Raw genomic sequence first — 19578 nt, 5'->3', positions numbered from 1 at the left:
CAAGGCAGGCCCGCACCGTCACCACCCGGAGGGCCACCATGGACGTTCCCGTCAAGAAGGTCGCCGTCGTCACCGGCGCGTCACAGGGCATCGGTGCCGGCCTGGTCGAGGCGTACCGCAAGCTCGGCCACTCCGTCATCGCGACCTCCCGCGGCATCACCCCCTCCGAGGACCCGGACGTGCTCACCGTCCAGGGCGACATCGCCGATCCGGCCACGGCGGAGCGCGTCGTCACCGCGGCGATCGAACGGTTCGGCCGGATCGACACCCTGGTCAACAACGCGGGCCTCTACCTCGCGAAGCCGTTCACCGACTACTCCCGGGAGGAGTACGAGGCGGTCGTCGGCGTCAACCTGACCGGGTTCTTCCACATCACCCAGCTCGCCGTCCGGCAGATGCTGCGTCAGGGCACCGGCCACATCGTCCAGATCAGCACCAGCCTCGCCGACCACGCCAACTCGACGATCCCAGCGGTCCTGGCCTCGCTGACCAAGGGCGGGCTTCAGTCCGCCACCAGGGCGCTCGCGATCGAGTACGCCTCCCGCGGCATCCGCAGCAACGCGGTCGCGCTGGGCGTGATCAGAACTCCCATGCATCCGGAGACGTCCGCGCCGCTCGCCGCGCTGCACCCGCTCGGACGGATGGGCGAGGTCGGCGACGTCGTCGACGCGATCGTGTTCCTGGAGAACGCGACCTTCGTCACCGGCGAGATCCTCCACGTCGACGGCGGCCAGAGCGCCGGCCACTGAACTCCCCACACTGGTGGGCTTTGTGAGCAGTAGTGGCGAAGTATCGATTCGGCTAACACCCATCCAGGTTGTGTATGAATTGTGTGCGTGGCGTGATTGAATCATGCACAACTCGGCCTGGTGGCTTGAAGTCGACCGTTCGGTTCCCCGTGTCCTGTGACCTCAGCAGGATGTCCGCGCGCTCGTGCAGGACCGCCCGGCCGAGCCGGTACGAACGTGCGGCAGGGGCGGGAGTGGTCGATCCGCGCGCGCCCCTGCCGTAGCGCATCCTGTGTCCCCGCGCACCTTCAGACCGGAGGCCGCGCCCGGTAGGAACCGCAAGCGTCCGCGGTCCGCCGGACGGGAGCGTGCGCCACGTCACCGTGCCGGCACACCGCGACTGCGGTGCCGCCTGCCGTCACGTACGTGAAGGGAACCCTCCATGACCACAGCCGCCGCCGCGACTGTCTCCGACTTCTACTACGGCGCGGTGACTCCGGTCGCCGCCTATCTGATGGCGTGCCTGGGAGCGGCCCTCGGGCTGCGCTGCACGACCCGTTCGCTGCGCCGTCCGCAGCACAGAGCCCGCTGGCTGGCGCTCGGCGCCGTCTCGATCGGCTGCGGCATATGGACCATGCACTTCATCGCCATGATCGGCTTCAGCGTCGAGGGCGCGCTCGTCAACTACGACGCCACGAAGACGCTGTTGAGTCTCGTCGTGGCCATTGCCGTGGTCGCCGTAGGAGTGTTCCTCGTCGGCTACCGGGGCGGATCCCCGCTGAACCTGGGTGTGGCCGGCGCGGTCACCGGGCTCGGTGTGGCGGCCATGCACTACCTCGGAATGGCCGCCATCCACACGAACGGCACCCTCCGCTACGACCCCGTGACCGTGGCGCTCTCCATTGTGATCGCCGTCGCGGCCGCCACCGCGGCGCTGTGGGCGGCGGTCTCGATCCACACGCTGTGGGCGAGCCTCGGCGCGAGCCTGGTGATGGGCGTCGCCGTGACCGGCATGCACTACACCGGCATGGCCGCGGTCTCCGTCCACATCACCGGTCTGGCCGGTTCCTCGCAGTCCTCGGCCGACCTGGTCGCGTTCCTCCTTGTCATGCTCGCCGGTCCGCTCCTCGTCCTCCTGGTCGCCGCCGTGATCGTCATGTTCGACCCCGACATGATGCTCGGCGAGACCGACGCGAAGACGTCGGAGCCCGCGCCCGCCCCGCTGTTCGGCGGCGACTCCGTCTTCCCGCCGAGGGAGCCGGCCCAGTCGGCCCAGCCTTCGCAGGGCCGCACCTCCTGGTGATCCGACGTCGACACCGCTTACGGGCGTACGGACCTCGTCCCGGGCGCCCGTCAGCCGGGAGTCGCCGCCGGACGCCTGCGGAGCACGGATGCCGAACTGCCGTACAGGCAGGCCCTATCGCACCTCTGCCCATGCGGCCACGAGTTCCGGGACGTACACCGTCGCCTGCACGTCCGTGCACGCGCGGGCCATGCGCGTCCGCAGGGTGTCGATGTCGGCCTCCTCGGCCGTGGCGATGCCGGCGCGCTCCATCACCGGCAGGAGGCTGCGCGCCGACTCGGCGATGAGTGTCACCGCCGCCGAGTCGGGGCCGCCGGTGGGGACGGCGACCGCCACGCCGGGGTCGGTCAGCCCGGAAAGCCTTAGGACTTCGGCCAGTTGCTCGCCCATGTCGGGGTCGCGGCGGCCTTCTCGGAGCGCCGCGCTGATCCACTCAACGGTTTCCGTCACCAGCGCTACCGCGGGTATGGCGCGTGTCCGCGAAATATTGAAGTCCTGGAACGTGACGACGCCACCGGGCCGCACCAACCGTGTCAGTCCCTTCACCGTGGCCACCGGATCGTCGAGATGAATCAGGATCAGTCGTCCCACCAGGGCGTCGAAAGGCTCGGACAGGTCGAGATCGGGGAGTGTGCCCTGCTCGAAGGTGACATTCCCGGAGGACAACGCGGCCGCGTTCTCCCGCGCACGTCCCAGGACGCCCGGGTCCATGTCCACGCCGAGAACCCGACCACGTGAGCCGACCACGCGCGCGGCGGCCAGGGACACTTCGCCGGTACCGCAGCCGACGTCGAGGACGCGCATTCCCTCCCGCAGGCCCGCCGTCCTCAACAGATATTCGGTGTGGCTGTCGTACAGCGAAGCCTGTATGCCGAGCCTGTCCGCCTCCTCGGATGTATTTCCCATCACGTAGGAACTCGGGTGCTTCTCAGTCATTCCTGGTCCGTTCATTACTCTGGGATTTCTGCAGTCAGCAGTAACGGAGTGTAGGAAGCGACCGGTTGGCGGTCTTCGGTGTGACCATGGAGTCATGGGGCGGATTTCTGTGGAATCCACAGTCGCCGTCAGCCGGTGATTCCGACGACCGAGCGGAGGAGTCCGGCGAAGGTGCGCGGATCGGCGCCGGTGAGCTTGTGCCACTGGCCGAGCCGGTAGGCCACGGTGTTGGGGTGGATCCCGAGGGCGGTGGCGGTCCGGGCCAGCGACGACCCGGAGTCGGCGAAGGCGATCACCGTCTCCGCCAACAGGGGTTGTCCGCCGGTGACCCGGCGGACCTCGGTGAACAGAGGGTGCAGCCGCTCCCGGCTGTCGATGAGGCTCGCCTGGAGCCAGACGTCCTCGAACGACGTGGCGCGGCCGCCGCGTTCGGCCACGGCGAGGGCGCGCTCCGCGTCGGTGATGCTCATCTCCGCGCCGGCGAGTCCGGACCGGTCGAGACCGATGCCCACGCGCGCGTCGTCGCCCAGGTTGATCACGCGGGTGGCCAGGTCGGCCGGGTCGACCCGCTGGGTGACGGCGACCATGAGCTGCCCGCTCAGGCCGCAGGAGACCCTTCCGGGAAGCTGTCGTGCCGCACGTTGCAGCAGGCCGAGGTGTCCTTGGGCGGCCCACGGGGCAGCGGGCGTGCACAGGGCGCGGAAGTCGCCGTCCGGGTCGAACCCGAGTTCACGCGCGATCTCCGCGGTGTGCTCGCGGGGTGCCCCGCCGGTGCGGAGCAGTTCGAGGAAGCGCTGCCGCAGACCGGCCTCGCGGCCGTACCGTGACTCGGCCTCGTCCGCGAAGGTGTCCGCGACGACGCCGCTGACCGACCGCACCCACGACCACAGGGGCGCGACCAGCTCGATCGCGGCGTCCTCGGCCGCCGTACCCCGCGCCGCGGCGCGCAGTTCGTCCCACAGTCGGCGGGCGCCGATGTGGAAGGTCGCGAGCGCGTCCTGGACGGGCATGCCGTAGTACGCCCGCCTGCGTGACTCGGACTGGAACTCCAGCAGTTGCTCGGCCGTCGGCTCCACATCCAGGGCGAGACCCCTCAGGAGGGCCTGGAGCCGGCTGCGCACGGTCCGGCGTTGCTCGGCCAGCGGGAACGCCGCGTACGAGGGGAGCTCGCGCCTGATGTCGTCGGTGACGACGACGCTGAGCTCCTCGATGCGCGACAACAGGGACTCGCACAGCACGCGCAGCGGATGTCCGTCGGGCCGGACCGGAGAGGAAGTCACGCGGACACTGTCGAATCGACAAAGAGTCCATGTCAATCCTCCTCACGCGGAGTGAAGTGACAGGTGCGACTCGTGTGCCGGGCGGCTCGGCGAGCCGGACCCGCCGTTGCCTACCCAGAGTTGGGTCAGGCTGCGCGCGCGACGGCTGACCATACTGAGTTTCGTGAAAGGGAAAACGCAGCTCGGGGAATTTCTGCAGGCCCGGCGTTCCCACCTCCGTCCTGAGGACGTCGGGGTGGCCACGTACGGGGAGCGGCGGCGCGTGCCGGGGCTCCGCCGCGAGGAGTTGGCGCTGCTCGCCGGGGTGAGCGTCTCCTACTACACACGGCTGGAACAGGGACAGGCGCCGAGCGCGTCACCGGAAGTCCTGGACGCGCTGGCCTTCGCCCTGCGGCTCGACGAGCCGGAGCGGCGCTATCTGCACGACCTGGCCCGCGTGGGCAGACAGCGACCGGGAGGCCGACGCCCCGCGCCGGAACGGGTGACGGAAGAACACACCCAACTCCTGGACGTCTTGGGGGACGCGCCCACGCTCCTGCTGGGCCGGCGCAGCGACGTGCTGGCCTGGAACCGCCTGGGACACGCGCTGTTCGCCGGTCATGTGGACCCCGGTGCCCCGGACCGGCCGACCCAGCGGCCGAACATGGCCCGGCTGGTGTTCCTGGACCCGCACACCCGCGACCTGTACGCGGACTGGCCGAGCAAGGCCAGGGCGGTGGTGGGGCACCTCCGCCTGGTGGCGGGACGGTTCCCCGACGACGCGGCACTGCACGCGCTGGTGGGCGAACTGAGCGCCAAGAACGCCGAGTTCGCCTCGATGTGGGCCGACCACCGGGTCAAGTCGCACCTGCTCGCCTCGTACGAGATGCGCCATCCGCTGGTGGGCCCGCTCACGGTCGTCCAGCAGACTCTCGGCCTCGGGCGCGGCACCAGCGTCGTGGTCGCCACCACCCCGGCGGGCTCGTCCGCACGAGCGGCACTGACCCTGCTGGCCCAGGCCGCCGTACCGGACGAGTCGGTGAGGATGCCTGCCCGGGCCGCCACGGACTGACCCGCGCGCTCGACAACTCACCACCTACCGGCGGCACTTCACGGCTGCGCGCCTGCTCACCACCGTCCTGACGGGCGGCGGTCCAGGCCGCCGTGCTGCCGGAGTCGGCGCGGAGAACTGCTCGGGCGTGCCGCGGACCGACCCGCATACCCGACAACTCCCCGCCCACGCACCGCACTTCACGGCTTCGCGCCCGCTCGCCGCACCACCGCGTCGGCACGGCGCTGCCGTACGCCCGAAAACCACTGACCACAGAACCGACTCACCCCAAGGAACCGACCCATGCTCAAGAAGCTCACCAAGTCCGCCCTGTCCGCGGCCGTCGTCGTCGCGGCCGGCGTCGTGACGCTCGGCCCGGCTCCCGCCTCGGCCGTCTCCGCGCCGCTGAGCGATGCCCGGATCGCCCGCCACTTCGACCTGGCCAAGGGGCAGACGCCGGAGAACGTCGTGCTCGCTCCCGACGGCAGCGCCTACGTCACCTTCGCCGCCGCCCGCCAGATCGCGCGCCTCTCGCCCGACGGCACCACGCAGATCCTGGCCACCCTGCCCGCACCGGCGGACGGCGGGGTCCACACCCCGGTCCTGGGCTTCGCCCTGACCACCGGCATCGTCCGTACCCACGACGGCACCCTGTACTTCCTGTACGCCACCGGTACCGCCGACCTCACCGGCGTATGGCGGCTGCGCCCCGGCGGCACGCCGGAGCGGATCGCCGCGCTGCCCGCGGACGGACTGCCCAACGGCCTTGCCCTGGACGCCCGTTCGCGCACTCTCTACGCCACCGACTCCGTACGCGGCACCGTCTGGAAGGTGCCCGTTTCCGGCGGTGCACCCACCGCCTGGTCCACCGCCCCCGAACTGGCGTCGACCGGTTTCCTCGGCGCCAACGGCCTGAAGATCCGGGACGGGGCACTGTGGGTCACGAACCTCGACCGCGGCACCGTCCTGCGTATCCCCGTCCTGCGGGACGGACGCGCGGGCAGGGTCCGGACCGAGGTCACCGGCCTGCCCGGGATCGACGACTTCGCCTTCACCGGCCGCGGTGACCAGGTGCTGGCCACCCTCAACGGTTCGAGCGAGGTCGTGCTCGTCGAGCCGCACGGCAGCCCCACCACGGTTCTGACCGCGGCCGACGGCCTGCAGAACCCCACGTCGATCGCCCTGCGCGGCGACACCGCCTACGTCCTGAGCGCGGCCTACGTCACCGCCGACGACCCCAACCTGATACTCGCCCACCTCAACCACTGACCACTCCGGCGGACCGGGCGCGTAGGGCCAACTCGGGCCCTACGACGCCCCGTTCGGCCCCGCCTGCGAAGTCTCGGGCGTCTCCGCTGGAGCGGTTGGCAGACCTGCCGGTGACGGTTCGGGTTCCGCGTCCGGCTTGTGGCCGCCGCGCAGCGCCGAGGCGACCGCGGAGACCAGGGCCATGCCGGCGGCGACGCTGAAGACGATGGTCAGGCCGTGGTGGAACGGGCCCGAGACCAGTTGGGGGAAGAAGGTGTGGCCGGTCAGGACGGCGCGCTGGGCCGCGGTGACGTGGTCGAGGGTTCCGTTGGACGCGAGCAGGTGCTGGATGGGGTTGTTGCCGAGGAACGTGGCGAACAGCGTGCTCACCGGAGGCAGCGACGCCGCCTGCTCTGCCGCGCCGGCCGGTACCCCGTGGATCTGGAGTCCGTGGCTCAGCGTCCTGGGCAGCGAGGTCGCGAGCCCGGACACCATCAGGGAGAAGAACACGCCGATGGAGAGAGCCGTGCCCGAGTTCTGGAAGGTGGACCGCATGCCCGAAGCGACACCCCGGTACTCGCTCGGCACGCTGCCCATGATGGACGACGTGTTCGGCGCGGAGAACATGCCCTGGCCGAGCCCGTTGAGCAGCAGAAGTGCCGCGAACATGCCGTAGTCGAAGTCGATGGGCAGTGCGAGCAGACCGAGGAAGGAGAGCGCCACGACGATCAGCCCGACCGTCGAGAACATCCGGGCGCCGAACCGGTCCGACAGCCATCCGGACACGGGTCCGGCGATGAGGAAGCCGACGGTGAGCGGCAGCATGAAGATGCCAGCCCACAGCGGGGTGTCCTCGTAGTCGTAGCCGTGCAACGGCAGCCAGATGCCCTGCAGCCAGATGATCAGCATGAACTGCAGCCCGCCCCGCGCGATCGCGGTGAGCAGGGCGGCCAGGTTGCCCGCGGCGAAGGCACGCACCTTGAACAGGGCCAGGTTGAACATCGGTTCGGCGATGTGCGTCTCGACGTAGCAGAAGACCAGCAGCAGGACGACACCGCCGATCAGACCGCTGAGCACCCACGGGTTGCCCCAGCCGGTGGCGCTGCCGCCGTAGGGCTGGATGCCGTAGGTGATGCCCGCGAGGAGGATGCCGGCGCCCGCCGCGAAGGTGAGGTTGCCCAGCCAGTCGATGCGGCCGGGACGGCCCGCCGAGGTCTCGCGCAGGCTCAGGTAGGACCAGATCGTGCCGGTGATGCTGATCGGCACGCTCACCCAGAACACCGCGCGCCAGTCGACGACGGCCAGTAGACCACCGGCGAGAAGGCCGAGGAACTGGCCTGCCAGCGCGGTGATTTGGTTGATGCCGAGCGCCATTCCGCGCTGCCGGGCGGGGAAGGCGTCGGTGAGGATCGCGGCCGAGTTGGCGGTGAGCATGGAACCGCCGAAGGCCTGCACGACGCGCCAGAGGATCAGCCACATCGCCCCCGCTCCCGCGCGGAACGGGTCCAGGGACAGCGCCACGGACGCACACGCGAAGATCAGGAAGCCGATGTTGTAGATCTTCACCCGGCCGAACATGTCACCGAGCCGGCCGAGTACGACCACCAGTACCGCCGAGACCAGCAGATAGCCCAGGATCATCCAGAGCAGATAGCCGATGTTGCCCGGCGCGAGCGGATCGAGGCCGATGCCGCGGAAGATCGCGGGCAGCGAGATGATCACGATCGAGGCGTCCATCGTGGCGATGAGCACGCCGAGGGTGGTGTTCGAGAGTGCGACCCACTTGTAGTTCGGCCCGGGGGGAGTGTCCTTACGACGCCCCGAAGGCACGGTGCTCAGCAGCGACGGCCGTCCGCCCCCGTTCCCCTGTCCGTCGCCGGGTACGTGCGCGCGCTCGGTCACAGTCGCTCCGCCAGTCGGTCGAGGAGGGGCAGGGCCGACGCGAGGGTCGCGCGCTCCTCCGCGGTGAACTCGTCGAGGACGGCCCCGAGCCGGTGGACCGACGCGGAGCGCCGCTCGGCCAGCACGGCACGTCCCTCGTCCGTGATCGCGAGGATGCTCCGCCGCCCGTCCGCGGGATCGGGGCTGCGACGGACCAGCCCGCGCTGTTCGAGCAGCGCGAGGGTGCTGGCCATCGCCTGCGGGCGTACCCGCTCGGCCTCGGCGAGGGATGTGGGCGATTCGGAGCCGTCGCGGGCGAGCCGGGCCAGGACCGAGACTCCGGAGAGCGACACGTCCCCCACAGCGTGCGCCTGACGCAGGCGCCGCGTCACCCGGCCCACCGCGAGCCGCAGCTCCGACGCGAGCCGGGCCGTGTCGTTCGGGCTGTTCACCTTCATGGTTACTAACAGTAGATTTATCAGCCTGAACTGCTCAACCAATTGTTAGTAAATCGCGCGAGGAGGCTGTCGGTGGAGAGAGGACGCCCTACAGGACTGTTCGTCGGACTGTGCACCCTGGACGTCATCCAGCTCGTGGACCACGCACCCGGCTCGAACGAGAAACTCACCGCTCGGGACCAGGTGGTCGCCGCAGGTGGCCCGGCGGCCAACGCGGCTGTTGCCTTCGGCCACTTGGGCGGCGCGGCCACGCTCCTGACCGCAATCGGCGCCCACGCACTGGGAGTTGGGGTGACGGCCGACCTGAACGCGCTGGGCGTGACCGTCGTCGACCTGGCGGCCGACTCGGCGGAGCCACCCGCGGTCTCCTCCGTCCTGGTGACCGCGTCCACCGGAGAACGTGCCGTCGCCTCGACCAACGCGACGGCACACCGACTCGCCCCGCCCGACGACCTCGACGCGCTGGTGACCGCCTGCGACATCGTCGAGTTCGACGGCCACCACAGGGAACTGGCCGTCGCCGCGGCCCGCTCCGCGCGCGCCCTCGGCCGGAAGACCCTTTTCGACGGCGGCAGTTGGAAGCCCGGCACCCAGGACCTGCTGCCGTTCATCGACGTGGCCGTCTGCTCGGCCGACTTCCACCCGCCCGGTACCAGCACGCCAGCTGACACGCTGCGCTTCCTGCGGGAACACGGGGTCGGCTGGTCGGCGGTGAGCGGGGGAGCGGACCCCGTCGTCTGGGCGGGGCCGGGCGGCGAAGGCGCGGTGGACGTGCCCTCGGTCAAGGTGGCGGACACGGTGGGCGCGGGTGACGTCCTGCACGGGGCGCTCGCGTACCACCTCGTGTGGGGCCGCCTGACCTCGGAGGTCTTCGCGGAGGCGCTGCGCGCGGCGGCCGTCGTGGCCTCCCGGGCCTGCGCCTCCTTCGGCACGCGCGCGTGGATGCGGGAGGGGTGACCCGGGCCGTCGCGTGCGGGCCTGAGAAGATCATCAGGAACGTATGTGTCACCGGACCGTACGAACCACGGGTGGGAAACATGATCGTCGCAGTGCTGCTCGGTGTCCTGGTCCTCGTCGTCGGCGGGTGCGCGTGTGTGTTCTGGGCCGAGCGCGGCGGCCCCCGCTGGGCCCGTGTCGTGGCGACCGTGACCCTCACCGCGAGCGAACTCCTGCGCGGCTCCGGCAAGAAGCGGCGCCGGGGCCTGGACCCGAACAGCCAGGGCGACGAGTAGCAGGGCCGGGCCGCCGCGGGAAGCACGGAACCGGCCGGGGAACTCGCCGGGACGGAACCCTTCTCCGTGCCCCAACGTGCCTAGACTGAGCCGTCGTTGATCGTTTCACGGACGGTCTCAGGAGGACCATATGCCCCGCACCCCGTCTCGACGCACCGCTCTGCGCGGCCTGGTCGCAGGCTCAGCCGTGGTGATCGGCTTCGATCCCTTCACCCGTAGCTGGGCGGTGACCGACACCGGCCGGCCGCTCACCGGCCTCCCTCATCTGGACGGGACGCTCCACACCGACGACGCATCGCTCAGCGCCGACGCCGACGACTTCGGGCACATCGTGCACCGGCGTCCGGCCGCGGTACTGCGGCCCGGCTCCGTGCGGGATGTCGTCGCGATGGTGCGGTTCTGTGATCTGCACGGACTCCGCGTGGCCCCGCGCGGACAGGGCCACGGGACGAACGGGCAGGCACAGGTCGAGGGCGGTCTGATCATCGAGACCGAGCCGCTCGCCTCCATCGGCCCGGTAGGGACGGGGAGTTCACGCGTCACGGTCGGCGCGGGCGCCAAGTGGAGCGACGTGGCCAAGGCGGCCATCGCCCACGGTCTGACCCCGCCCGTCTTCACCGACTACCTCGAACTCTCCGTCGGCGGCACCCTCTCCGTCGGCGGCCTGGGCGGCCAGAGCCATCAGCAGGGCGCGCAGGTCGACAACGTCCTCGAACTCGAAGTCGTCACCGGAGCAGGGGAGTTGCTCCGCTGCTCCCCGACCCGCCACCCCGACCTCTTCCACGCCGTGCTCGCCGGTCTGGGCCAGTGCGCGGTCATCGTCGGCGCCACCCTGCGCCTGGTCCCGGCCCCGGAGACCGTACGGCACTACCTCCTCCCGTACGACGACCTCCAGACCTTCCTCGACGACCAGCAACTCCTCGCCACCGAGGGGCGGTTCGCCTACCTGGAGGGCCAGGTCGGCGCGGACACCGCCGGGGCCTTCAACCAGTTCGCCATCGAGGCCGTCGCCTACGGGCCGCCGGTGGGGGACACCCCCGACGACACCACCCTCCTGCGAGACCTGCGCTACGTCGCGTCCGGCGCCCAGATCACCGACCTCGGCTACTACGACTTCCTCGACCGGCTGGCCGCCTCCGTCGCCGCTCTGAAGGAAGCGGGCCTGTGGGCCTACGCGCACCCCTGGCTCAACCTGGTCATCCCGGGCCGTAGAACCGCAGACGTGGCCGGCACCCTGCTGGACGCCCTCACCCCGGCCGACCTCGGACCCGGCGTCGTCCTCCTGTACCCCCTGCTGCGCGAGCACCTCCGCACCCCGCTGCTGCGGATGCCCGACGACCCGATGCCCTACCTGTTCGCGGTCCTGCGCGCCGCACCGCCCGAGGACACGGCGACCGTACAACGACTGCTGGCTGCCAACCGGTCCGCGTACGAGACGGTCCAGGCGGCCGGCGGCACGCAGTACCCGGTCGGCTCGATCCCCTTCCGACACGCCGACTGGAAGCGGCACTTCGGGCCGGTGTGGAAGCGGTTCGCCGAGGCCAGGAGGACGTACGACCCGAAGGGGATCCTGGTGCCGGGGCAGGGCATCTTCTGAACGCCGATGCGGTTCTAGCCGGGAGGCAGGTCCGCCAACGCGTCGCGCAACGCGGCGCGGGAGGCCACGCCCAGCTTCGGGAAGAGCTGGCGCAGGTGGGCGGCGACGGTGCGCGGGGAGAGGAAGAGGCGCTCGGCGATCTGCTTGTTGGTGAGACCGGCCGCCGCGAGGAGGGCGATCTCCCGTTGCTGGGGTGTCAGTGACGCCGGGCCACTGACACCGGCGGCTCCCACGGACAGGCCGGTCGCCCGCAGCTCATTGCCCGCCCGGGCCGTCCAGGGGCGGGCACCGAGCCGCTCGAACGTCTCGATGGCGTCGGCGAGTTGGACACGCGCCTCCGTCGTGGCCTTCACCCGGCGGAGGCGTTCGCCGTGGGCGAGCCGGACCCGGGCCAGTTCGAAGGGCCAGCGCTCGGTGCCGGGTACGGCGAGCGCCTCCTCGAACAGGCCGAGCGCTTCCTGGTCCACGGCCGCGATCGCCGCCGACGCCTTCACGAGCAGGGCGAGCCGGGGCGAGATCGCGGCGATACCGGCCTCAAGTGCCGCCGCCGCGTGGGCCGTTGCCTCCGCGGTGCGGCCCGTTCTGACCGCGGCCTCGACGAGATCCATGACGACGAACAGGGCCGGCGGGACGTGCGAGGCGAGCTCCCCCGCGGGGCTGATGGCGCACGCGTGCCGGTAGGCGTCCTCGAACCGGCCCTGGCCGAGCGCTGCCAGCGCCCTCGCGTGCGAGGCGCACGACAGGTAGGAGCCCACACCGCGCGGTGTCGCCCACAGGGTCATCTCGTCCGTGAGGGCTTTGACGGCGGTCTCGTCACCTCGGGCGGCGGCGACCAGCGCCCGCTGGTACAGGAACTCCGTCGACAGCAACTGGTAGCTGTGCGCTTCGCCCAGATCCCGCCCCTGCGCGGCCTGCGCCTCCAACTCGTCCCATTCACCTGCCGCGAAATGGTCCCGGCCCAGGTACACCAGCCCCTGGATCTCCACGGTGAGCGAGCTGTTGTCCCGCCCGTCGCGCAGCACGCGCCGCAGCGCCGTCCTGCACGCCGGCAACCGGTCCACGTAGAGAGAGGTCATGGCGAGCCGGATGATCCGGACCGGGTCGGCCTCCTGGTCGAGGGAGGCGATGGCCTCGTCGAGCCTGCCGAGCGCGGGCGGTGCCGTGCGCGCAGGGTCGGCCATCGTGCTCAGGGTCAGGGCGAGTTGGTCCGGGATCTCCGGCTTCAGCAGGCCGAGCGCCCGGTGCAGCGGCTTCCACAGTTCTGTGCGCTGACTGCTCTGGCACAGCCAGGCGAGGGTGTACAGCGCGTCGATCATGGTGGGATCGGCGGCGTCGTACGGCTGGTGCTGCATGCCGATCGCACCGACGAGCAGCCGGTGGGCGGTGTCGAGGTCGCCCTCACCGCTGAGGAGGATGTGGTGGGCGGCGGCGACCGCGGCGACCAACGGTCCGGCCCGTCCGCCGTCGGCCAGCCGGGCCTCTTCGAGCAGACGGGGCACATCTCGCAGATCGCCGGTCAGATCCGCGCCGAGATAGGCGGCCTCCGCGATCCGGCGGCTGCGCTCGTAGCCGCGCGGGCTCAGCTCCGCGGCGCGCAGCAGCGCGGCGATGGCACCGCCCGCGTCACCGCGCCGCACGGTGTCACGTGCCACTTCCTCCAGCAGACTCGCGACTTCCTCGGTCGGCTCGACCGTGGCACGGGCGAGGTGCCAGGCGCGTCGCTCGGGGCGGTCGGACCAGTACTCCGCCAGGGCGCGATGCACCTCGCGGCGCTGTTCGCTGGTGGCGAGTTCCACCACGGCGGACCGCGTCAGGGGATGGCGGAACACCAGCCGGCCGGTGGTCGCGTCCACGAGCCCGGCCCGCTCCGCGGGCGCCAGGTCCTCCATGCCGGTCCGCTCGGACGTGGCCGACGTGAGGACACGCAGATCGCCGGTGCCGTCCAGAACCGCGTACAGGAGAAGCAGCCGGGTCGACGCGGGCAGCGTCTCGACGCGGGACGCGAACACGGCCTGGAGACGGCGGCTCAGCGGCAGCAGCTCGGGCACCGCGGCTCCGGAGCGCTGCGGGGCGGTGAGCGCGTCGGGCAGTTCGAGCAGGGCGAGCGGGTTGCCCTGCGCCTCCGCCAACAGCCGCTCCCGGACACGTGGGGCCAGGGTCGGGGTTCGCGCCTGGATCAGCGCCGCCGCAGCCGTCGTGTCGAGAGGCTGTACGTCGTGATGGGGGACTCCGCCGCGTTCGAAGAAGCTGCCTTCTCCCGACCGGTAGGCGCCGAGGAAGCCGACCCGGCTGCCGGCGAGGCGGCGGGCCACGAAGCCGAGCACCACGGCGCTGGCGCGGTCCAGCCACGGGAGATCGTCGACGATCACCAGCAACGGGCGCTCCGCGGCCACCTGGACGAGCAGGCTCAGCGCCGCGTTGGACACCAGCAACTGATCCGACGGTGCGCCCTGGTCCAGGCCCAGCGCGACGCTCAGGGCTGTGCGGTACGGGTCGGTCAGGCGGTCGAGCCCGGCCAGCAGCGGCTGAAGGACCTGGTGGAGACCCGCGAAACTGATCGTGCTCTCGAACTCCACACCGGCGGCACGCACGACCCGCGCGCCCGCGCCGCGAGCCTGTCGGGCCGCGGCGTCCAACAACACCGTCTTGCCGACACCGGCGTCCCCGGACAGCAGCAGCGCCCCGCCGGAGACCGTGGCCTCGTCGACGAAACCCCGGACCAGCCCGAGGTCGTGATCACGGCCGATGAGCATCTCGGCCGGATGCGACGCCGGAAGCCCGTGCCCGTCCCCGTCCATGCGCGTCTCCCTTCCGGCCTCGGAACTTTACGCCCGCCTCTCATTGTCACCTCATGAACAAGCCGCCGTTGACGTCGAGTGTGGCGCCGGTGATGTACCCGGTGTCCTCCCCTGCCAGGTGTCCCACGAGGGAGGCCACTTCCTCCGGCCGTCCGAACCTGCCCACGGGCATGCGGTCGGCGGCGCGCTGCAACGCCTCGGCGGGAAGATCGTCCATCACGGGCGTCCGTACGGCCGCGGGAGCGACGGCGTTGACGGTGACGCCGTGGGGAGCGAGTTCCTGGGCGAAGACCTTGGTCAGCACCAGAACGCCCGCTTTCGCCGCCGCGTAGTGCGGGCCGGCGACCAGTCCGCCCTGCTGCCCAGCGAGTGACGCGAGGTTGATGACCCGGCCCCAGCCGCGCTCCCGCATCGCCGGTGCGCAGAGGCGGGTGAGGACCAGGACGCTGCGCAGGTTGGTGGCCATGAGGGCGTCCCACTCGTCGAGATCGACGTCCCACACGGTGCCGGGTGCCGTACGCGCCGCGTTGTTGACCAGCACGTCGGGGCTGTGCCAGGCGGAGGACACCGCCCGCACGGCGCGCTCGGTCCCCTCCGGGTCGCTGACGTCGGCGTGCACCGCGATGGCCGAATCCCCTTCAGGATCGAGGGACTTGGCCAGGGCCTGCGCGCCGGTCCCGTCCTGGTCCAGCAGTGCCACGCGCAGGCCGCGGCGGTGCAGTTCGGCGGTGATCGCGGCACCGATGCCACGGGCGGCGCCGGTGACCAGCGCGACCTTGCGGTCCGCGGTCGGGCGGGTCGGGTCTGCTGATGATCGGGGCGCACTCACCGGTTCGGGTCTCCTTCGCTTTGCGCTGCCGGGATCGGACGGCGTCTGTGTGTCGGTACATCGGTATGTCGGTACGTCGGTTTGGGGATCAGACGACGTCGGTGTGGGGGAGGGGCCGGCCGAGCAGGACGCGGCCGTAGAGCTCCCGGCTGGTCTCGACGCTCAGCGCCGCGTGGCGGGAGGCCGTCCCGATGTCGCGCCAGGCGCGTTGCAGCGGGGAGTCGTCGGAGAAGCTGCCGGCGCCGGCCGTGTCGAGGAGGAGGCTGACCGCGTCGCGGGCGCAGCGCATGGCGTGGCTCCCGTCCATCCTCAGCCGAGCCCGGGTCTCCAGGTCGGGGCGCCGACCCTCGCGTGCGGCCTTGTCGATCTCGTCGGCCGCGCGCCGTACGTGCAGTCTGGCGGTGTCGATCAAGGTGGCCGCCTGGGCGACATTCATCTGGTGAGGAGCCGCCTCCGCCGTGTAGGTGTGCAGCGGAGAGACCGACCGCTTTCCGCCCGCGAGGTCCCGGACGACCAGTTCCAGAGCGCCGCGGGCGATGCCCACGCCCGTACCGACCAGCGGCAGATTGATGGACAGCGGGAAGACGACCCGGGCCTCGCCCGGATGACGGTCGACGCCGATGCCCTCGGCGATCTCGGCGAACGACACGAACCGCTCGTCAGGGACGAAGAGTTGCTGCGCCAGCGCCGTCCGGCTGCCGGTGCCGCGCATGCCGGCCATGTGCCAGGTGTCCGACACGGTCACGTCGGACGCGGGGACCAGGGCCAGCCCGCGTTCCGGCCGGCCGCGGTCCTCCCGGACGATGCCCAGCAGTACCCAGGCCGCATGATCGATGCCGGATATCCACGACCACCGTCCGCTGAGTTCGAGACCGCCGGGTACCGCCGTGACCGAACCGGACGGATTGGCGGCCCCGCAGAGCAGGGCATCCGGCTCCGCCTCCCAGACCGACGTCCGGACGGCGTCGGGCAGTTGGGAGGCGAACAGCGCGGCCCCATACGTGATGCCGACCAGCCAGGAACTCGACGCGCAGCCCGCGGCCAGCTCGGCACACACGTCGACCGCCGTACGCACACCGGCGCCATGGCCGCCGTAGCGGCGCGGCGTACCCAGGGTGAACAGCCCGGCCTCGCGCAGGGCCTTCGCGCTCGGCTCGGCCAACGTCCGCTGCTGCTCGGTCTGTTCGACGTGGGCCGCGACGACCGACGCCGTCTCCCGTGCCACATGGACGAGTTGGGCCTCGGTGACCGTCTCGGTGACAGCCTCGGCGGCACTCTGCGGTAATCGATCGCGGCTGTTCCCGTGAGTCATCGGGGTTTCCTATTCTGGCGTCTGATCCGCAACGAACGGTGCTGCTCCGAGCGGGGTCAAGCCGCCGTGCAACAACATCATCTTACCTGGAGGTGTTTCCTCCGGATAAGCTGGAGCCGGCGTCCGTGGCTGAGCGCCGTTCTTGTCACGTCTGCTCAACTGCCAACTGGCCAGGTCGAGTTGGCGCGGCCGTCGGACCCTGAACGCAAGGGAGAACATGTGAAGATCGTCGTGGTGGGCGGCGGTGTCGCCGGTCTCGTCACCGCTCTGAGCCTGCACGCCGCGGGGATGACTCCGCTCGTCTGTGAGTCCGCCCGCGAACTGCACGCGGTCGGTGTCGGCATCAACCTGCTTCCCCACGCCGTACGCGAACTCACCGAACTCGGGCTCGGCGACGCGCTGGACGCCATCGCGCTGCCGCCGGAACGGTTGGTGTACTGCGACCGTCAGGGACGCCCGATCTGGGAGGAGCCTCTTGGTCTGGCGGCCGGGTACCGGTGGCCCCAATACTCCGTCCACCGCGGCAAGTTGCAGATGCTGCTCCTGGACGCGGTCCGCACGCGGATCGGGCCCGACGCGGTCCGCACCGGCATGGCATTCGAGCGCGCCGAACCCTTTGGGCACCAAGAGCCGCTTGAGCGTCAAGAGCCAGGCGTGGCAGCGCACTTCACGGACCGGCACACCGGCGCGCCCGTCGTGATCGAGGCCGATGTCCTCGTCGGCGCCGACGGCATCGACTCCCGGCTGCGGGCCCAACTCCATCCCGGAGAAGGGCCTCCGCGCGGGAACGGCGTGCGGATGTGGCGGGGCATGAGCCGGTACCCGCACATCCTCGGCGGGCGGGCGATCGTGGTGGCCGGCGGTCGACCCGGGGACAAGTTCGTCGCCTACCCCGTCGCCGACCCGGCGATCGAGGGCGGACCAACGCTGATGAACTGGGTGCTGGAGATCCGTCGGCCGGAGTCCGGCGAGGGTCTGGACCGCTCCAACCGGCCGATCCCGACGGGCGAGGCGCTGGCCGGGCTGTCCGGGTGGGAGCTGCCCTGGGTCGACCTGCCCGAACTGATCCGTGGCTCCACCGACATCTACGAGTACCCGATGGTGGACCGGGACCCGCTGCCGCGCTGGAGCTTCGGCCGGGTGACCCTGGCCGGGGACGCCGCCCACCCCATGTACCCCATGGGCATGAACGGCGGCTCCCAGTCGATCGTCGACGCACGTGTCCTGGCCTGGGCGCTCTCCCGGCACGACGATCCCGTACGGGCCCTGGAGCAGTACGAGAACCTGCGCAGGGAACCCCTGAACCAACTGGTGCTGGCCAACCGTGAGTTGGGACCGGAGAAGATCATCGCCATGGCCGAGGAGACCGGCGGCCCGGTGCCCGTGGAGCATGCGACGGCTGTGTCGCAGGGGTACAAGAAGCTCGCCGGGTGCACGACAGCCGTGCTCAACTCCAGGGATTCCTGGTCGGTTTCGCCGGTGACGCCCTGAGGGTCGGTGCCTCTGAGAGTCGTGGCGGAGCGGGCTTCAGTGCGCCTCCTCGTGCCGGGGTCGCAGCCGGGCCGGAGCCTTTCCGCCGCCCGACGCGGTGGTGCCGCGTGCGGCGGCACGGGCCGGGCCGTCGGGGATCGTGAAGGCGAAGACGGCGGTCGCCGCGGCGAGGGCGGCCAGGGTCAAGTAGGCATGCTGGTAAGCGGAGATGGGTGGATTCGCGGCGGCTGCCGTGGGCGTGCTCAGGACCAGGGCCGTGGTCACCGCCGCCGGCGCGAAGGCGCCGCCGGTCTGCCGTACGACCGTGTTGAGCGTGGACGCCTGGGCCAGGTCCTTGCGGGAGAGGGTGGCCAGCGAGGCCACCGTCGTCGGCATGAAGACACCGCCCATGCCGATACCGAGCAGGAACATGTAGCCCCGGAAGGTCCACAGGCCGGTGTCCTGGTCGCAGGTGGCGAGGAGCAGCAGGACCGCGCTCACCATGGCCAGGCCCGAGCCGATGATGATGCGGGGGCCGACCCTGGAGTAGAGGATCCCGGCGACCTGGACGGTCAGCAGCACGCCGAAGGCCTCGGGGAAGGTGCTCGTGCCGGACTCCAGCGCGGAGCGGCCCTGCCCCTGCTGGAGGAAGAGCGGGCCGAGGTACATCGCGCCGAGGATCGGCACCAGGCCCACCAGATTGATCAGGTTGGTGTCCCGGAAGAGCCGGTCCGCGAAGAGCCGTAGCTTCAACAGCGGTTCGGAGACGTGGAGTTCGAAGACGATGGCGGCGGCGAGCAGTACCGCGCCGAGTACGAGAGCGGTGACGACGGAGGGGGAGGTCCAACCGCGGTTGGGGCCCTCGCAGACGCCGAACATCACGCCGCCCATGGCGGCCGCGCTCAACAGCAGCCCGGTGAGGTCGAAGCGGCCGGGCCGATGGCCGCGGTGCCCGGCGAGGAACAGTGCCCCGAACACCACGGCGGGCAGGCCCAGCGGCAGGTTGACGTAGAACACCCAACGCCAGGACAGGTGGTCCACCAGCAGGCCGCCGAGCATCGGTGCGGCGGCCGGGGCTATCTGCTGCGGGATGATCATGTACCGCGAGATCCGCACCTGCTCCCAGGAGTTGAAGGTGCTGAAGAGCAGCGAGGAGGCCGCCGGGAAGAGCACACCGGCGGACAGGCCCTGGACCGCGCGGGAGGCGACGAGCTGACCGAGGCCGGCCGCCGCGCCGCACAGCAGTGACGAGACGAGGAAGGCGCCGAGGGCGGTGAGCAACACCCGCTTGGCGCCGAACCGTTCGACCAGCCAGGCGGAGGCGGGGATGGCCATGGCCAGGCAGACCGGATAGACCACGACCACCCCGTCCAGGGCGGCCGTCGTCAGCTGGAACTGACGCGCGATCGAAGGGAGCGCGACGGTCGTGATCGCTCCGTCGACGATCGCGATGAACGTCACGCAGACGCACATGAC

General features: G+C 71.0%; 16 protein-coding genes. 8 read left to right on the top strand and 8 right to left on the bottom strand.

The window, feature by feature from the left end; translation table 11 throughout:
- The first annotated feature begins 38 nt into the window (after positions 1 to 38).
- Both OG504_RS02895 and OG504_RS02890 read left to right on the top strand, forming a co-directional pair.
- Positions 39 to 749: an SDR family NAD(P)-dependent oxidoreductase gene (locus OG504_RS02895; RefSeq protein WP_405988251.1), complete on the top strand. Its 711-nt coding sequence runs from the start codon at positions 39 to 41 to the stop codon at positions 747 to 749.
- A gap of 421 nt (positions 750 to 1170) precedes the next feature.
- A complete protein-coding gene (locus OG504_RS02890) occupies positions 1171 to 2031 on the top strand; it encodes an MHYT domain-containing protein (protein ID WP_405988250.1) in 861 nt (286 codons plus the stop codon).
- A 114-nt stretch (positions 2032 to 2145) separates the two neighbouring features.
- On the opposite strand, the gene OG504_RS02885 is transcribed toward OG504_RS02890, so the two are convergent.
- Positions 2146 to 2967 carry a class I SAM-dependent methyltransferase gene (locus OG504_RS02885; RefSeq protein ID WP_405988249.1) on the bottom strand — a complete coding sequence of 274 codons (822 nt, stop codon included), beginning with the start codon at positions 2965 to 2967 and terminating at the stop codon, positions 2146 to 2148.
- A 128-nt stretch (positions 2968 to 3095) separates the two neighbouring features.
- Positions 3096 to 4247, bottom strand: coding sequence for a PucR family transcriptional regulator (locus OG504_RS02880; RefSeq protein WP_405988248.1), 1152 nt, complete (start codon positions 4245 to 4247; stop codon positions 3096 to 3098).
- A 163-nt stretch (positions 4248 to 4410) separates the two neighbouring features.
- Between OG504_RS02880 and OG504_RS02875 the strand changes: the two genes are divergently transcribed.
- Positions 4411 to 5298 carry a helix-turn-helix domain-containing protein gene (locus OG504_RS02875; RefSeq protein WP_405988247.1) on the top strand — a complete coding sequence of 296 codons (888 nt, stop codon included), beginning with the start codon at positions 4411 to 4413 and terminating at the stop codon, positions 5296 to 5298.
- Between the two features lie 282 nt (positions 5299 to 5580).
- The gene (locus tag OG504_RS02870; RefSeq protein WP_405988246.1) at positions 5581 to 6546 is read left to right on the top strand and encodes an SMP-30/gluconolactonase/LRE family protein; all 966 of its coding nucleotides are present in this window, start codon (positions 5581 to 5583) and stop codon (positions 6544 to 6546) included.
- A gap of 39 nt (positions 6547 to 6585) precedes the next feature.
- Here OG504_RS02870 and OG504_RS02865 read toward each other — a convergent pair whose 3' ends face one another.
- Both OG504_RS02865 and OG504_RS02860 read right to left on the bottom strand, forming a co-directional pair.
- Positions 6586 to 8427 carry an MFS transporter gene (locus OG504_RS02865; protein ID WP_405988245.1) on the bottom strand — a complete coding sequence of 614 codons (1842 nt, stop codon included), beginning with the start codon at positions 8425 to 8427 and terminating at the stop codon, positions 6586 to 6588.
- Positions 8424 to 8864 (bottom strand): MarR family transcriptional regulator, encoded by a 441-nt coding sequence (locus OG504_RS02860; RefSeq protein WP_318021164.1) that lies wholly within the window; start codon positions 8862 to 8864, stop codon positions 8424 to 8426. Before OG504_RS02860 ends, OG504_RS02865 begins: the two co-directional genes overlap by 4 nt.
- Before the next feature lie 72 nt (positions 8865 to 8936).
- On the opposite strand from OG504_RS02860, the gene OG504_RS02855 reads away from it, so the two are divergent.
- From OG504_RS02855 to OG504_RS02845, 3 genes are all read left to right on the top strand, one after another.
- A complete protein-coding gene (locus tag OG504_RS02855) occupies positions 8937 to 9821 on the top strand; it encodes a PfkB family carbohydrate kinase (RefSeq protein WP_405988244.1) in 885 nt (294 codons plus the stop codon).
- A gap of 80 nt (positions 9822 to 9901) precedes the next feature.
- On the top strand, positions 9902 to 10096 hold the full coding sequence (locus OG504_RS02850; RefSeq protein ID WP_405988243.1) for a hypothetical protein: 195 nt from the start codon (positions 9902 to 9904) through the stop codon (positions 10094 to 10096).
- 130 nt (positions 10097 to 10226) lie between these two features.
- Positions 10227 to 11693, top strand: a complete 1467-nt coding sequence (locus OG504_RS02845) for an FAD-binding protein (protein WP_405988242.1) — start codon at positions 10227 to 10229, stop codon at positions 11691 to 11693.
- A 14-nt stretch (positions 11694 to 11707) separates the two neighbouring features.
- Here OG504_RS02845 and OG504_RS02840 read toward each other — a convergent pair whose 3' ends face one another.
- The 3 genes from OG504_RS02840 to OG504_RS02830 form a co-directional block, all read right to left on the bottom strand.
- Positions 11708 to 14491, bottom strand: a complete 2784-nt coding sequence (locus OG504_RS02840) for an ATP-binding protein (protein ID WP_405988241.1) — start codon at positions 14489 to 14491, stop codon at positions 11708 to 11710.
- Positions 14492 to 14537: 46 nt separating this feature from the next.
- Positions 14538 to 15320, bottom strand: a complete 783-nt coding sequence (locus OG504_RS02835) for an SDR family NAD(P)-dependent oxidoreductase (protein WP_405988240.1) — start codon at positions 15318 to 15320, stop codon at positions 14538 to 14540.
- Between the two features lie 88 nt (positions 15321 to 15408).
- Positions 15409 to 16632: an acyl-CoA dehydrogenase family protein gene (locus tag OG504_RS02830; RefSeq protein ID WP_405988239.1), complete on the bottom strand. Its 1224-nt coding sequence runs from the start codon at positions 16630 to 16632 to the stop codon at positions 15409 to 15411.
- 219 nt (positions 16633 to 16851) lie between these two features.
- Between OG504_RS02830 and OG504_RS02825 the strand changes: the two genes are divergently transcribed.
- Positions 16852 to 18123 (top strand): FAD-dependent monooxygenase, encoded by a 1272-nt coding sequence (locus OG504_RS02825; RefSeq protein ID WP_405988238.1) that lies wholly within the window; start codon positions 16852 to 16854, stop codon positions 18121 to 18123.
- A gap of 36 nt (positions 18124 to 18159) precedes the next feature.
- On the opposite strand, the gene OG504_RS02820 is transcribed toward OG504_RS02825, so the two are convergent.
- Positions 18160 to 19575 (bottom strand): DHA2 family efflux MFS transporter permease subunit, encoded by a 1416-nt coding sequence (locus OG504_RS02820; RefSeq protein WP_405988237.1) that lies wholly within the window; start codon positions 19573 to 19575, stop codon positions 18160 to 18162.
- Between the last annotated feature and the right edge of the window lie 3 nt (positions 19576 to 19578).

This window comes from Streptomyces sp. NBC_00986 (genome assembly GCF_045162565.1).
In the GTDB taxonomy this organism is placed as follows: domain Bacteria; phylum Actinomycetota; class Actinomycetes; order Streptomycetales; family Streptomycetaceae; genus Streptomyces.
Note: the sequence above shows the minus strand (reverse complement) of the source record. Positions and strands in the feature narration are given on the sequence as shown.